This is a genomic window from Mesorhizobium sp. M0698 (genome assembly GCF_040320455.1).
Classification (GTDB): domain Bacteria; phylum Pseudomonadota; class Alphaproteobacteria; order Rhizobiales; family Rhizobiaceae; genus Mesorhizobium.
Genome location: NZ_JAMYPQ010000007.1, coordinates 146,219 through 160,303, shown reverse-complemented (window position 1 = coordinate 160,303; position 14,085 = coordinate 146,219). Strand labels below are relative to the sequence as shown.

The 14,085-nt window shown below is 60.3% G+C and carries 14 protein-coding genes and 2 pseudogenes; 9 read left to right on the top strand and 7 right to left on the bottom strand.

Features of this window, described 5'->3' with window-relative positions:
* The first annotated feature begins 16 nt into the window (after positions 1-16).
* From NKI16_RS17100 to NKI16_RS17075, 6 genes are all read left to right on the top strand, one after another.
* Positions 17-1,024, top strand: coding sequence for an ABC transporter substrate-binding protein (locus tag NKI16_RS17100; protein WP_352923456.1), 1,008 nt, complete (start codon positions 17-19; stop codon positions 1,022-1,024).
* Positions 1,021-1,605, top strand: a complete 585-nt coding sequence (locus tag NKI16_RS17095; protein WP_352923453.1) for an SCO family protein — start codon at positions 1,021-1,023, stop codon at positions 1,603-1,605. Before NKI16_RS17100 ends, NKI16_RS17095 begins: the two co-directional genes overlap by 4 nt.
* Positions 1,571-4,225, top strand: a complete 2,655-nt coding sequence (locus tag NKI16_RS17090) for a GAF domain-containing protein (protein WP_352699509.1) — start codon at positions 1,571-1,573, stop codon at positions 4,223-4,225. The genes NKI16_RS17095 and NKI16_RS17090 overlap by 35 nt, the downstream gene beginning before the upstream one ends.
* On the top strand, positions 4,222-4,587 hold the full coding sequence (locus tag NKI16_RS17085; RefSeq protein WP_140762002.1) for a response regulator: 366 nt from the start codon (positions 4,222-4,224) through the stop codon (positions 4,585-4,587). Before NKI16_RS17090 ends, NKI16_RS17085 begins: the two co-directional genes overlap by 4 nt.
* Positions 4,588-4,600: 13 nt before the next feature.
* Complete coding sequence (locus NKI16_RS17080; RefSeq protein ID WP_352923449.1) at positions 4,601-5,749, top strand: response regulator; 1,149 nt, start codon at positions 4,601-4,603, stop codon at positions 5,747-5,749.
* A 294-nt stretch (positions 5,750-6,043) separates the two neighbouring features.
* Positions 6,044-6,640, top strand: coding sequence for a tyrosine-type recombinase/integrase (locus tag NKI16_RS17075; RefSeq protein ID WP_352699515.1), 597 nt, complete (start codon positions 6,044-6,046; stop codon positions 6,638-6,640).
* A gap of 177 nt (positions 6,641-6,817) precedes the next feature.
* Here NKI16_RS17075 and NKI16_RS17070 read toward each other — a convergent pair.
* From NKI16_RS17070 to NKI16_RS17060, 3 genes and pseudogenes are all read right to left on the bottom strand, one after another.
* Positions 6,818-6,994: pseudogene (locus tag NKI16_RS17070) on the bottom strand (LuxR C-terminal-related transcriptional regulator); the annotation flags it as partial.
* Positions 6,995-7,232: 238 nt separating this feature from the next.
* On the bottom strand, positions 7,233-7,427 hold the full coding sequence (locus NKI16_RS17065) for a DUF4062 domain-containing protein (RefSeq protein WP_352458912.1): 195 nt from the start codon (positions 7,425-7,427) through the stop codon (positions 7,233-7,235).
* A 222-nt stretch (positions 7,428-7,649) separates the two neighbouring features.
* On the bottom strand, positions 7,650-8,321 hold the full coding sequence (locus NKI16_RS17060; protein ID WP_029356805.1) for a Crp/Fnr family transcriptional regulator: 672 nt from the start codon (positions 8,319-8,321) through the stop codon (positions 7,650-7,652).
* Positions 8,322-8,545: 224 nt separating this feature from the next.
* Between NKI16_RS17060 and NKI16_RS17055 the strand changes: the two genes are divergently transcribed.
* The gene (locus NKI16_RS17055) at positions 8,546-8,707 is read left to right on the top strand and encodes a hypothetical protein (RefSeq protein WP_167522729.1); all 162 of its coding nucleotides are present in this window, start codon (positions 8,546-8,548) and stop codon (positions 8,705-8,707) included.
* Positions 8,708-9,536: 829 nt separating this feature from the next.
* Here NKI16_RS17055 and NKI16_RS17050 read toward each other — a convergent pair.
* From NKI16_RS17050 to NKI16_RS17035, 4 genes and pseudogenes are all read right to left on the bottom strand, one after another.
* A complete protein-coding gene (locus tag NKI16_RS17050) occupies positions 9,537-9,956 on the bottom strand; it encodes a GNAT family N-acetyltransferase (RefSeq protein WP_352756224.1) in 420 nt (139 codons plus the stop codon).
* Between the two features lie 151 nt (positions 9,957-10,107).
* On the bottom strand, positions 10,108-10,728 hold the full coding sequence (locus NKI16_RS17045) for a hypothetical protein (protein ID WP_352842416.1): 621 nt from the start codon (positions 10,726-10,728) through the stop codon (positions 10,108-10,110).
* Positions 10,729-10,919: 191 nt separating this feature from the next.
* Positions 10,920-11,375, bottom strand: a complete 456-nt coding sequence (locus tag NKI16_RS17040) for a LysR substrate-binding domain-containing protein (protein ID WP_352699746.1) — start codon at positions 11,373-11,375, stop codon at positions 10,920-10,922.
* A gap of 154 nt (positions 11,376-11,529) precedes the next feature.
* Positions 11,530-11,667, bottom strand: a pseudogene (locus tag NKI16_RS17035) (helix-turn-helix domain-containing protein); the annotation flags it as partial.
* Positions 11,668-12,224: 557 nt separating this feature from the next.
* Here NKI16_RS17035 and NKI16_RS17030 point away from each other — a divergent pair.
* Both NKI16_RS17030 and NKI16_RS17025 read left to right on the top strand, forming a co-directional pair.
* Positions 12,225-13,001 carry a GHMP family kinase ATP-binding protein gene (locus NKI16_RS17030; RefSeq protein WP_352923445.1) on the top strand — a complete coding sequence of 259 codons (777 nt, stop codon included), beginning with the start codon at positions 12,225-12,227 and terminating at the stop codon, positions 12,999-13,001.
* Entirely contained in the window at positions 12,998-14,053 is a 1,056-nt protein-coding gene (locus NKI16_RS17025; protein WP_352923442.1) for a cysteine synthase family protein, read from the top strand. The genes NKI16_RS17030 and NKI16_RS17025 overlap by 4 nt, the downstream gene beginning before the upstream one ends.
* Positions 14,054-14,085 lie beyond the last annotated feature (32 nt).

Sequence of the window (14,085 nt, the reverse complement as noted above, 5' to 3'; positions counted from 1 at the left end):
AGGGAAGGAAAGGCTTATGCAGATCATCCAGAACCGCCGCCGTTTCCTCACAGGCCTGTCCGCGCTCGCAGGTGTGGGTCTTGCAAAGGGCCGCAACGCGGCCGCCGCCGAAGCGGCACCTGAAACCACAATCGCCCGCTTTGCGGCGGCGCCCGGTATCTGCATTGCTCCGCAGTACGTCGCCGAGGATCTGATCCGAGCAGAGGGGTTCTCAGATTTCGGCTTCGTGGCCGCCGAGGCCGGTATCGCCCAGACCGAGATGCTGGCGCGCGGCGACATCGACTTCGGCATTGACTTTGCCACGGCCCTAATCATTCCAGTCGACACTGGCGCCCCGATCAAGGTGATCTCCGGAGTGCATGTCGGCTGCTACGAGTTGTTCGGACGCGAGAACATCAAGAGCATCGCGGATCTCAAGGGCCGCAAAGTCGGCGTCGGCGGCAATCTATCGTCGGATCCGCATATCTTCGTCAGTGCTATGGCGACCTATATCGGCCTCGATCCGCAACGCGACATCGAATGGATCGTCGGCGAGGCAAAGCCGGCGGAGCTCTTCGCCGAGGGCAAGGTCGACGCCTTCCTGGCTTTTCCGCCTGAGGCTCAGGACCTACGCACCCGCAAAGTCGGCCACGTCATCCTCGACAGTTCCAAGGACCGGCCGTGGTCGCAATATTACTGCTGCATGCTGGCGGTCAACGCTGCGTATGCCGAGAAAAATCCAGCTGCCACCAAGCGCGTCATCCGGGCCATCATCAAATCGGCCGACATCTGCGCGGCCGAACCGGAACGGGTGGCACGCCTCCTGGTGGATGGCGGACACACCGAACAATACGACTACGCCGTGCAGTCGCTCCGCGAGCTCCCATACTCTAATTGGCGCGACTTCGATCCCGAGGACACGATGAGGTTCTTCTCGCTGCGGCTGCATGAAGCCGGGATTGTCAAGTCGAACCCAAACGAGATCATCGCGAACGGCACGGATTGGCGCCTTTTCAACGAGGTCAAGCGCGAGATGAAAACGTGAGCGAGTGGGCGGCGCGCATCTTGGTGCTGGCGCTGATGGCCGGGCCGGCACACGCGCACGACGCGCCGCACGACGAGCGCCTGCCGACGATCGGACAGGCGCCGGACTTTACCTTGGTATCGCAGGACGGTGTGCGTGTGTCGCTGCACGACTTTCGCGGCAAGGTGGTCGCCGTCTCATTCATCTATACGCACTGTACCGACGTCTGCCCCATGCTGACCGCCCATATGGCCAGCGTGCAGGAAAAGTTGGGTAGTGCATTCGGACCGAAAATCGCCTTCGTTTCGATCACCGTCGACCCGGAGCGCGACACGCCCGATGTTTTGAAGGAATATGCGCAGAATTTTGGCGCCGATCTGAAGGGCTGGTCGTTTCTTACCGGTGATCCGGCGATTGTCCATGAGGTTGGACGGAAATACGGGGTCATCGCGAAGAAAGCGGCGAACGGAGATGTCGACCATACCTTGTTGACGTCGCTCGTGGACCCCGGTGGCATCTTGCGAGTACAGTATCTTGGTGTCCGGTTCGACCTGGAGGAGTTCCGGGATGACCTTCTCAGCCTCTTGGACGAATCCAAATAGCATAACGAACCGGCTCGTTGGCTGGGTTGCCCGGCTGCCGGCGCGCGTCCAGACCAAGCTCTTGATCGCGTTCCTGTCGATTGTCGGCCTGCTGATCGTGCTCGGGGCCGTCGGGTTGCAGGTGCTGAGTGGGGTCAATGATCAAACAAACGAGCTGATCAAGTTGCAGCGCCGGATAGCAGCCTATCGCCAGGTCCAGCACGATACGACCACCCAGCTCTACGGCATCTCCACCGCCCTTTTGCTTCAGGACGACCGGATGCTGGATGCGGCGCTGCGCCAGCTCAACCAGTTCGGCTACGACCTCGACCGCATGGAGTTCGTCGCCAAAGCCGAGGTGGAAGTGCTTGGCCAGGTCAGGGAAGAGTACGAACGGCTGACGGCCGGGGTGACGCACGTGGCAGAGCTCGTCCGCGCCGGCCGCACTGAGGAGGCGCGCAAGGTTCAGCTTGATGAAATCATACCGTCGGCTGATAGCCTCGAGCGGCTGACAAACCAGCTGGTCAACATGGCCGAGGCCGACATGGTAGTGGCCATCGAAACGACCGAGGGTGCGTACGGCACGTCCAGACTGATCGTGGTCTCGTTTGCTGTGGGCAGTATCCTGCTGGCGTTGGGGCTCGGCTACATCATCTCCTGGTCGTTGATCGAACCGGTCAAGAAGATCGAGACGCGCCTCAGCCAGATAGCGGCCGGCGACTTCGCCCAACAGGTTGCCGTCGCCAATCGCGACGAACTTGGAGTGCTCGCCGCTAACGTCAACCAGACCTCCGACCAGCTGGGGCGCCTGTATCAGGAGATTGAGACACGCACCCAGCAGCTCGACGAAGCCCTTCAGCAGCAGACCGCCACTGCAGACGTTCTGAAGGTCATCAGCCGCTCTACCTTCGATCTGCAGGTCGTGCTCGATACGTTGGTGGAATCGGCTGTCAGGCTCTGCCGTGCCGACAAGGGTGGTATCGTGCAGTTGCTGGATGGCGTATTCCGCTATGTGTCGACGCATGGCTACCCGCCCAGTTTCCGTGCTTATGTCGACGCCAATCCACTTCCAGCGCTTGCCGCAGGCCGAGGCTCCGCCGTAGGGCGCGTAATCGAAGATCGGCGGATCGTGCAAATCGAAGACGTGACCGCTGATCCGGACTACCGCGTCGCCTTGATCGCTGAGGCAGGCGGATTCCGCACCGTCCTCGCTGCCCCGCTGTTGCGGGAAGGTGATCTCGTTGGCGTATTCGTCATGACGAGGGTTGAGCCGCAACCTTTCAATCCCAAGGAGATCGCGCTCGTCGAGACATTCGCCGACCAGGCGGTGATCGCCATCGAGAATGCGCGGCTTTTCGAGGCGGTGCAGTCACGGACGCGCGAGCTTGCCGCGTCTGTTGGTGAGCTCGAGGCGCTTGGTGAGGTGAGCAAGGCGGTCAATTCGACGCTGGATCTCGACACGGTGCTGAAAACGATCGTCGCGAAAGCGGTCCAGTTGTCGGAGACGGATGCTGGCACCATCTACGTGTTCAGCAGCACGCGGCAGCAATTCCGTCCGCGCGCAAACTTCGGTATGAGCGATGAGCTTATCGCCGCAGTCTCACACCAGACGATCGGGCTGGCCGACATGGGGATCGGCGACGCACCCGGGCGCTGCATGCCGGTGCAGTTTCCCGACCTCAGCGAGGAGGCCTCATCCTTCCTTGTAAGAAAGACGATCCTCGAAGCCGGATATCGCGGTATCCTGATCGTTCCGCTGCTGAGGCCCAACAAGATCGTCGGTGCACTGGTCGTCAGGCGCTACAAGCCAGGTGCCTTCCATGAGCAAGTTGTCCACCTGCTGGAGACCTTCGCAGCCCAATCGGTGCTCGCGATCCAGAATGCCAAGCTGTTCCGGGAGATCGAGGAGAAAGGCCGGGAGTTGGAGGCTGCTAGCCGCCACAAGTCGCAGTTCCTAGCGAACATGAGTCACGAGCTCAGGACACCGCTCAATTCGGTCTTAGGCTTCACAGAACTGCTGGTCGACGGCATCTACGGCGAACTCCCGGACAAGGCAAAGACGACCGTCGCGCGCGTGCAGGCAAACGGCCGTCACCTCCTCGGGCTCATCAACGACGTACTCGACCTTTCCAAGATCGAAGCCGGCCAGCTCACGCTGGCGATCGAGGACTACTCCGTCGCGCAGATTGTTCGTTCGGCCGTTACGGCTGTCGAGCCGCTGGCACGAGCGAAGGGTCTCGAGCTTTCAACGACTGTTGCCGAGAAACTTCCAATCGGCCGCGGGGACGAACGCCGTTTGACGCAGGTCCTGCTCAATCTTGCAGGCAATGCCGTCAAGTTCACCGAAACGGGTGCGGTCGACATTCTTGCCGATGCGGTCGACGGGCACTTCGAGATCACCGTCCGAGACACCGGTCCCGGCATCGCGTCCAAGGACCAGGCTCTCATCTTCGAAGAATTCCAGCAGGTCGACAACAGCAGCACCAGGCAGAAGGGTGGCACAGGTCTTGGCCTGGCGATCTCGAAGCGCATCGTTGAAATGCATGGCGGAACCATAGACGTCGAGTCCGTGATCGGGTCAGGGTCGACATTCCGTCTCAAGGTACCAATCCGGGTGAATGAGGACGTGAGGGCCGCATGAGCAAACGAATCCTGATGGTGGAAGACACCGAGGACAACCGCCAGATCATCCGCGATCTCATTGCCACCACCGAATACGAACTGATCGAGGCAGCGGACGGCGCCGCCGGCATCGCTGCAGCCGGAGCGCACAGGCCAGACCTGATCCTTATGGACATTCAGCTCCCGGTGATCGACGGGTATGAAGCGGCCCGCCGCATCAAGGCCGACCCGGCGCTCCGGCACATTCCGATTATCGCCGTCACCTCCTACGCGTTGTCGGGCGACGAGGCGAAAGCCCTTGCTGCTGGGTGCGATGGTTACATTGCCAAGCCATTCAGTCCGCGCCAGCTGCTTTCCGAGATTCGCGGGTTCCTTTCTTGAGGGAGGCAGCGCTTTGCACGATCCGCCTCGCATTCTCGCGGTCGACGATACTCCGGAAAACCTCGAGATCCTGCGCATGCGCCTCGAGGCGAATGGCTACGAAGTTGCAACCGCCGCCGATGGGGAAGAGGGGCTTGCGAAAGCCCGCGAACTCACGCCGGATCTGATCCTGCTCGACATCATGATGCCGAAGCTCGACGGCATCAGTGTGGTACGCATGCTCAAGCATGATCAATCGCTGCGGTCGATCCCCGTTATTCTGGTCACTTCGAAAGCCGACACGCGCGACGTGGTCGATGGGCTGGACGCCGGTGGCGACGACTATCTGACAAAGCCCTTCGAGCACAGGGCGCTGTTAGCGCGGGTGCGCTCGATGCTGCGTCAGAAGGCGCTTCACGACACTGTCGCGAGCCAAGCCAAACGCCTTGAGGACCAAGCCGCGCAACTTTCCGACTGGAATCGCTCGCTCGAGCAAACCGTGGCCGATCAGGTGACGGAGCTCGAGCGAATGGCGCGGCTCAGGCGGTTCCTGCCCGAACAGGTCGCCGACCTCATCGTTGCGGCGGGCAATGGAGATGCGCTCTTGCAGAGCCACCGTCGCGAGGTGACCGTTGTCTTTTGCGATTTGCGCGGCTTTACTGCCTTCGCAGAGACCGCCGAACCCGAAGAAGTCATGACCGTTCTTGCCGAGTATCATTCCTGTCTTGGTGAACAAATTGTCCGCCACGAGGGGACTCTCGAGCGGTTCGTGGGCGACGGTATCGTCGTGGTTTTCAACGATCCACTGGCATGCGCCGACCACAGCGAGAGAGCTGTCTCAATGGCTGCTGCGATGCGCGACGCGATTGACGAGCATTCAGAGCGATGGCGCAAGCGGGACTATTTGCTTGGCTTTGGGATCGGCATTGCCAGGGGCCACGCAACCATCGGGCGCATCGGTTTTGATCAGCGCTCGGACTATGCCGTCATCGGCACTGTGTCGAACCATGCCGCCCGATTGTGCGAGGAGGCCAAATCGCGCCAGATTCTTGTTAGCCAGCGGGTCCTCGGCGCTGTCGAGTCGCTGGTCGAATCCATTCTTGTTGGCGAACTGACGCTGAAGGGTTTTCGCCGCCCGATGCCTGCCTATGAAATCGTGCGGTGGATCGGTCGGCCAAGCTAGCTTAGACGCATTCCGGCTTCTTTCGGACGATGCGGCGCGTCGAACCGTCGGCACAAAGCATCCCAGCCACGACCGATCTCGAATCCGCCCGCAACGGGGAGAAAGTGTGCGTTCTGCCAGCAGCAACCCGATGGCAGCCTGTGGCGCGACTGCGCCCATTACCGCGGTCAGCTTCAACGGGAGAGCCGGTATCCGACCTATTGAAGTACCCCTCATTGTCGGCTCCGGAGGCGCTAGAATGCGCGAGCCCGCATCGGGCGCTGCGGCTGTGGAGGGCGGCATGGGAGAAGGACCATGCCTAGTTGGAACCCAGGCCACATTGTTGGCCAGAAGCCTCCGCTCAAGCCACGAGAAGTCTGGAGCATCCGGACGCGACTGCAGGTATCAGGCGCAGAACGCGATCTTGCGCTGTTCAATCTCGCGATCGACAGCACGCTGCGCGGTTGCGACCTGGTTACGATCACCGTCGGAGACGTCGCCCTTTCGGGTAGCGTGCGTGATCGGGCGGTTATCGTACAGAAGAAGACAGGGCGGCCAGTGCAGTTCGAGATCACGGAGCAGACACGCGCGGCCGTCGGTGCATGGATCGCAGGCCGAGGCCTGACCGAAAGGGATTTCCTTTTCCCCAGCCGGGTTCGCGCTAAGCCGCACATGTCTACGAGGCAGTATGGGAGGATCGTAGGCAGATGGGTGGCCAGCATCGGCCTCGACCCGAAACGATATGGTACGCACTCAATGAGGCGGACAAAGGCATCACAAATCTACAAGAAAACGGGCAACATCCGCGCCGTCCAGCTGCTACTCGGTCACACGAAGCTGGAGAGCACCGTCCGCTACCTCGGGATAGAGGTCGATGACGCGCTGGCGATTTCCGAGCAAGTCGAACTATAGGCTACGCGGAGCGGCGCCGGCATGAAGCGTCGCTCCGTGACCCGAACCGGACCTTGCTGACACGCAGACAGTGTCCGCCGCGCGACGTGGCCGCAGTGGTTGCCGGTTCCAAGAAGACGCCCGCCGCAGAGTCCGCCTGCGATCCGTTCCGACATCACACACCAATTGCAGAGGCTATTACAGCGGTATAGCCAGCGAGTGGGCGAGCTTGATGAGATCGGCCTGGCGGCTTGCTCCCGTCTTGAGGAAGATGTGCTCGAGATGTGTCTTAACGGTCGTGCGCCGGATCCCAAGCGCCGCTGGCGTCTCCAGCGTCGTCCTGCCGGCAGCGATCTGCTCGAAGACGTGCGCCTCGGCGGCGGTAAACCCGCAGCATGCTCACCGAAAAAGACGATCGCTGATCACCCCTCACCATAGCGTCATGGTCCAAGACAGCGGGGATCCTTGTCCAACGCATTGTCTGAATCGATAGCCGACAATCGATTCACGACATCGATGGAAATCTGAGATGTCGTCCCAGCCTATGGAAGGGCCGGCATCTCCCCGTCACCGACCCGCCAGGTCCACGCACCCATCTCTGGCCGGTTCGCGATCATGTCCTGCAACGAAGCCTCGAACGCTTCGTCCGCACCGGCCGGGATGACAAAGAGTGTCGTCGCTGGCTTGGAATGCCTCCATCCCCACAGGAATATGCCCGAGGGTTAAGAACGGCCTCGATGACCGACCGTCTTTCGTCCACCAAATCGGCATAGGTCGAGCTGACGAAGATCTGGTATTTAACGTCCATGCGGCTTCACCCTTCGATCCGCCCTTGTAAGTCTGCAAGCAGGCTGGGGATAACGCCGTGCCCGCATCAAGAAGCCGAGTCATGATTCTTGCAAGGGGTGAAGCGATCAAAGCCCGACCCGCGCGCTGGCACGCTAGGTTGCCCGGTTTGCCGGAAGGAATAATCACTTGCGGCCGAGGAGTATGAAACGTGCGGTGCCCCCCGCCGCAGCGACAGCCTTCGCTATTCCTTCTTGTCGACCAGCGCCCGTAGTGCCGAGACGTCATGCAGCAATAACCTGCTGCCGCGCTTTTCGATCAGGCCTCTCTTGGCGAGGTCGCTCATTTCGCGCGAGACCGCTTCCCTGTGCGTGCTCATCGTTGCCGCCAGCTCGGAATGCGTCGGTGCCGGGCTTATGGACACCTCGCCGTCCACGAGTGCGGCTTTCTCCGCCCGATGCAGGAGCTCGACGATCAGCCGTTTTCGCACGACCAGAGTGCTGTATTCGAATACCCGCTCGGTCATGCGCCGGAGCTGGGCAGACAGATGCTCAAGCAGCATCCAGGCAAAAGTCGGGTGGGTCATCACGATATCCCGGAATGCTGTGCCGGACAGCCGTGCAGCGCGGGTTGCCTCCAGCGCGACTACGCTGGCAGAGCGTGCAATCCCGTCAATGCCTCCGAGCTCCCCGAAAATGTCACCCGGTTCGACATCGCGATACGCTATCTCCCTGCCGTCCGCTGAAACCAGTGTCACGCGAGCCCGTCCTTCCAGCAGGAAGAAGACATCGCGACCAGTGTCGCCGTGGGAAATGATTAGCTCGTTGTGTCGATAGCTGCGCTCATGCCACCGTTTGGTCAGCGCGGCGAGGTCGGCATCGCAAAGTCTTGAGATGAAGGCCAGAGAGCCTGTCACAACGGTCTCTTGTTCAATCAAGGGTACTTCACCTTACTCCCTATCCAAGGAAATTTGATGGCCGCGGGCCCCGCTTTCCGGGATGCAAACTGGGAGCGGATTTCGCCAATGTTTTCCCCGGTGTGGGAATTCCCACAGCCGAGCCTGGTTCGACTGTCATATCCTTGTTGCAACGTCAGGCCCGCCGGCTCGTGTGCAAGCCGGCGAAGGGAAAGGGAACAGTCATGAAATTCTTGGCTCCCGTCACAAAACTTGCTGCGGGGTTTCGCAAATTCGTCGCGCCGCGCTACCGCCCGGAGCTTTATTACATGCGTGGCCCGGGGCCAGCCACCGCCCGCCGTATGGGCACGCCGCGGCAAAACCAATCCATCGACCACTACGCCTAATTTGCCTCGCGGACGGCTGACGCTCTCGCCGGGAGTGCCGTTCGCGCCGTTCCGTACCGGTCAATTCAGATCAATGAAGGGACGATCTGATCATGGTTATAATTCATGCTGCCGCCATTGGTCCATTTCGCAGGTGGTTACGCCTCCGCGCCGAGCGAAAAGCTCTCTTGTCGGCAACGGACCAGTTGAGCCGTTTACCCGATGACGTCCTTGGCGACATCGGCATCTCACGTGACGAAATCATGTGCGATTTGCGAAGCCGCGCCATCCGTCATGCGGAGGCAGGCGCGGCCGGCACGACGATCGAGCGCACCAGGATCGCTTCGGCCTCGATCCCGAAACGGTTGGCCGCCGGCAGTGGCTACGCCTCGGCCGAGATCCCCTTTGGCTGGTCCACGAGCGCGCGATCGAGCCTTACATCGCGGCTTCGACAAGCAGCGGCGCGCGGACGGGACCTTCGAACGGCACTACACCTGCGACCCCAAGGACTGAATGTTGACCGACGGGAGCTGGGGAGGATCTCAAAATGATCATGTCAGTTGTTAAGTCCCTCGCGTCTGTGACGCTCGGCACCGTGCTGATCGCAATCAGTCCGGCTTCATTGTCGGCTTCTGACGCTCAGGATCTCGCGTTCGCTCACGCTGACATGCCAATCAAACAGCTGAAAGACGTCTATTTGGATTGCGAGCGGGGAGGCCGCCGGTGCGCTGGGGACGGAAGACGTGATGTACTGTTCGATGCGCGAGTTCCGACTAGGCGCGAGATAGCAGTTTGCGCATAATCAACGATGCATGGCCTTCTGCACCGTGCGACGCGGCCCTGCGATCGATCACTTCGAACCATGTTTGCGGTAAAAGGCCATTGCCCGGTCGTTTCCCTCGAGCACTTCGAGTGCGATGCTCGGGATGCCGGAATGGGCGGCAAAGACAGCGTGCAATATATTAGCGGCTAGCCCGGTGCCGTACTCGCTTTGATCGATGTGGAGCCCGTCAAGCATGACGTCGCCGGCTTCATTCATCTTAGCCATCGCGTAGCCGGCAATCGAGCCGTCTGGCCGTTCTGCCACGAACGACATTTTGTTGGTGTCTGTCAGTTTCGCCGCAATCCGCTGCAGCGTGTGATCTTCATCCGAAATCCGGGCCGCGGTCTCGGCACCCATGATTGGCGAGTACGTCCTGCGCCAAGACTCTCCAATGAGCAGCGATACCGACGGCACGTCCTGCTCAGTCATGGCTCTGATTTGCGTCATCGATAATGTCCCCTGCCGGTCAATTATAGCGTTGCCGGACGGGCCGCTCAAATTCGGAGCGGCGGCCTACCGCCGCTTCATCGCATGGGGTCACGCCGTTCCCTTACACCTACCATCAGGCATGGTCCGCAGGTCGACTCCTACCGATGAGCTAACGTCCGCTCTGGAGAAGCACCGCGAATGTCTGAACATGGCGCTCCTTGCCCGTTCGGGTGGACAAAACGAACAGCCGCTGTCCACCTCTGAGCGGCAGTTTAGTTGGGTGCCAAGCATTAGATTTTGGCAGGAAGCGGCCGGCTTTGCGACCGCCAAGCCGACCGCGGTCGATCAGCCCGCGCAGTTCTGGAACAGGTTCGGTAGCCGGTGGACCTCGTCGAGCATAACCAGCTTGTCCTGATGCTCGGCCAAATAAAAGCTCCGGCTCGGCAAGCCGTGCGCGGTCGGCGTCCGACTCGAGGTCAAGGTAGATCGAAGGACGCCGTTCGGCTATTTCCGGCGCCAGGGTTGTCTTGCCGACCTGAAGCGGCCCGAGCAGCGCAACAGCGGGCATGCTGTCCAGCGTCTCGGTGAGTTCTATGCTGATGCGGCGTCCAATTATCCTTGCAATTATGGAGTACAGTTCCAGTTTTGCAAGGAAACCGGCAGCCCAGCCGTGCAAGACGCGCAGAGGCAAGGGCGTTAAAAGGCGCCGACGCCTTAGTTGTGAGATTGGCCCGGAACCGATCCCCCCGATGCTGACCCGGTTCATCACAATAAACAGAGCATTCGCCAAGGCACGACGGACTCTGAAACCGGGTTGATTGTCCGACCATGACGGTCGGATAACTGTCAGGACGAATACCGATCGCGCAGGAACGCGACGAAGATCGGTAAGGCAGGATTGGCGTTGTCGGGTCGCCAACGGGCTAAACTGGAGATCTGAATTGGTTTGCCCCGATCCGCAGCTTACGACAGATCGCATCTTTAAGAACCCTGTCGGCATCTCGGTCGTGGATCAGAGCGACTACAAGCCCGTTTCCGACGAGGTGCAAAGATGCCTGCACTGACGTGATGTTCGAGGATTGGAGGATGCTGCACGCCGCGTCCAACAGCGTCGGCGAGCAGAAATGCTTCGCCTCTGCGGACGAGCAACGTCTCTTGGTCCAGATCCTGCCACTCGATCACGGAATGGCTTGCGAGAGAATGATTTGAAGCAAGAACGACAGCCAGAGTGTCTTTCCACAGTGTCAGTTCGCATGCGCCGCCGGTGAATCGGGAGGAGAAGGACACGACGACGTCGGCCTGGGTGGCACCCAGAGCAGCCTTCGGCGAAGGATAAGAACTCTCTATCAAGCTGACGGTCACATTTGCATGAGATTGCCCGAACTCGATGATTGCATCCAAGCCTCGCCCGGCGAGGATGATTCCGTTGGAGCCGATGGAAAGCTTTCATGTTCATCTTTGGTGGCGGTCCTGGCCAGAGTGAGAGTATCATCAAGCTCGAGCAGCACGGAGCGCGGACGCTCCAGGAAAGCGCTCGCCTGCCGGGGTTGGGCCGATGTCGCGGGCATGGCGGCGAAATCCTCGTTCCCATGGCGTATTCGAGATCGCGTATGCGCCGGCTGACGGCGGAGTGATCGATCCCTGCGCGTCGCGAGGCGCGAAGAAAGCTGCCCTCCTCCGCGACCACAAGTGCATAATTGAGGGTCGCGAGTTGGACGGAGCTCCGCATCTCTGCTCAAAGTCAAGTTGGCGACAAAACGCGTTTGAGCGCTTTTGGCCGCTGCGGACTATCGCCAGATCTCAGTATTGACAAAGGGTGGGCAGTCCAACCCTCCTTAGAAGAACAATACTGAAAACACCGTGCATGGCCGCACTCGTTTCGGATTACTTGGCGCATGGCCAACCGTTCCCGAAACGTGTGCTGCTGTGTTTAGTCCAGTATTGGAGGCTCCAATTGGTGGGGTAATCTTGTCCGTATCTTTGCACGATGTGCTTGCCAATGGCACTACCAAGATTTGGCGAGTGACAGCACGGGTCAGTCGCACGCATCATCGCCCAATGCCATGGTGAGGAGATGATGCGGTGATACAGACAAGCACACCGAGATCCGGCCAGCAGACACATTCGAGCAACATCAATTGCGAGACTGTCGCGTGGCCTCTGGTGGTAGGAGTCGGTCGGGCACACGCCCATCACGGGGAATTCCTCCAAGGCGTCTTTGAAGCGGAAAACGGACGGCTTTGTCGCGGACTCGTCACGCTTCCGCTGACGTCGCAAGAGTCGCTAGTGACCTTCTGGCCGGATGAACAAGATGGCATTCGGCCGCGACCCGCAAACCGGATCAAGGCGGCGCGCGCGGCGGCCCTCACGCTCGAGCATGTCGGGGTAGCTGGAAGAGGGGGAGAATTGACGATCGAAAGCTCTATCCCGATAGGGCACGGCTACGGTTCCTCTACGGCAGACGTCATTGCGTCGATCCGCGCGGTCGCGGCTTCGGCGCGCGTCACGCTGCGCCAGTCAACTGTTGCGCGACTGGCGGTGGCCGCGGAAGGCGCAAGCGACGCCATCGCCTACTGCGACCAAGCTCTCCTCTTCGCTCACCGGGAAGGCCGTACAATCGAACATTTCGGAGGCGAGTTCCCGCCCTTTCTCGTTGTGGGTTTCAGGGACGGCAGTGCCCGGCCCATCGACACGCTGGGCATGCGACGAGCACGCTACGATAGTGAGGAAATCGGAGTCTTCCGTGTTCTGCGCGGATTGGCGTGTCGCTCAATTAGGCAACAAGATCCCCGCCTGCTTGGACGTGTCGCAACCATCAGCGCCAGGATAAGTCAGAGGTATCTGCCGAAGGCAGCTTTCAACACTGTTCTGGACATAGCGCGCGGGCATGACGCATGCGGCGTGCAAGTGGCTCACAGTGGCACTTTGATCGGCATCCTCCTGGATGCTGCCGCACCGCGACCCGCCATGCGCGCCGTCGAACTCGCAAGGCAGTTGAGGGGCGCAGGCTTCACAGATGTTCATACATTTGGCCTTAACGCCGAAACGAGAGTAATCCAGTGAGCGCAGGTGAAGACTACTTACGCGCCTATGAAACACCGCGATTTGCCCAGCTCGCGCCTAACCTCAACGTCGCCTGCTTTTCCCTCATGAAGCTGCTGCCCGCCCGATTCATGGTGGACCGTGCAGAAGCATCAGGACGCCTTAAGCGCGGTGGGCACATCATTGAAACGACGTCGGGCACGTTCGGCCTGGCCATCGCCATGCTAGCTGCCGCCCGTGGGTATGGGCTTACGCTCGTCACGGCCTCCAGCCTCATCGACGTGAAACTCAAGAGACGGCTGGAACAGCTCGGTGCCAAAGTGATGGCCATCGATGATCCTCAGGGAGACGGCAATCAGCGTGGTCGGCTCGAGTACCTTCAGAAGACCTTGCAAGATAACCCGGACACGTATTGGCCACGACAGTACGACAGTCCGGAAAACCGGCTTGCCTACGCGCGCCTGGCGGATCTCGTTGTTCGTTCACTCGGCCGCGTCGATTGCCTCGTCGGCTGCGTGGGAACAGGGGGATCGCTGTGTGGAACCGGAGGTTTCCTTCGTGAGCTCTTTCCAGATCTCAGGATGATTGCTGTCGATACCCACAGAAGCATGCTCTTCGGCCAGCCTGTCGGAAGGCGCATGCTGCGCGGGCTCGGCAACAGCGTTTTGCCGGACAATGTTCGACATGAGATGATCGACGATATTCATTGGGTGGGCGCATTACCAGCTTACGCCATGGCGCATGGGCTTTTTCGCGATCACGGGCTGTTCATGGGCCCGACCAGCGGCGCCGCAGCCCTGGTCGGCGCATGGTTCGCCAAGCAAAATCCCGAAGCCTCCACCGTCGTCATAATGCCAGATGAAGGGCATCGTCACTCCGATACAGTCTATAACCCGGATTGGCTCGCCGGCTTGAAGGACTGGCCAATCTCAATTCCACTTGAGCCAACAGTTCTCAAGCGAATTCACCCGGCCGAGGAGACGGCATGGACCAGATTTCCTTGGGACCGTAGAACTCTAAGCGCCGTTCTCGCAGAGTTTGAGGGCTCGTCCCCGGCGGAGCGACAGGTCTGAATTCAGAGCTTTGACGCGACAAGGCAGCACCG

Coding starts and splice junctions, on each gene's coding strand:
- NKI16_RS17100 (WP_352923456.1), top strand. CDS start 17: ATGCAGATCATCCAGAACCGCCGCCGTTTCCTCACAGGCCTGTCCGCG.
- NKI16_RS17090 (WP_352699509.1), top strand. CDS start 1,571: ATGACCTTCTCAGCCTCTTGGACGAATCCAAATAGCATAACGAACCGG.
- NKI16_RS17085 (WP_140762002.1), top strand. CDS start 4,222: ATGAGCAAACGAATCCTGATGGTGGAAGACACCGAGGACAACCGCCAG.
- NKI16_RS17075 (WP_352699515.1), top strand. CDS start 6,044: ATGCCTAGTTGGAACCCAGGCCACATTGTTGGCCAGAAGCCTCCGCTC.
- NKI16_RS17065 (WP_352458912.1), bottom strand. CDS start 7,427: ATGGACGTTAAATACCAGATCTTCGTCAGCTCGACCTATGCCGATTTG.
- NKI16_RS17055 (WP_167522729.1), top strand. CDS start 8,546: ATGAAATTCTTGGCTCCCGTCACAAAACTTGCTGCGGGGTTTCGCAAA.
- NKI16_RS17050 (WP_352756224.1), bottom strand. CDS start 9,956: ATGACGCAAATCAGAGCCATGACTGAGCAGGACGTGCCGTCGGTATCG.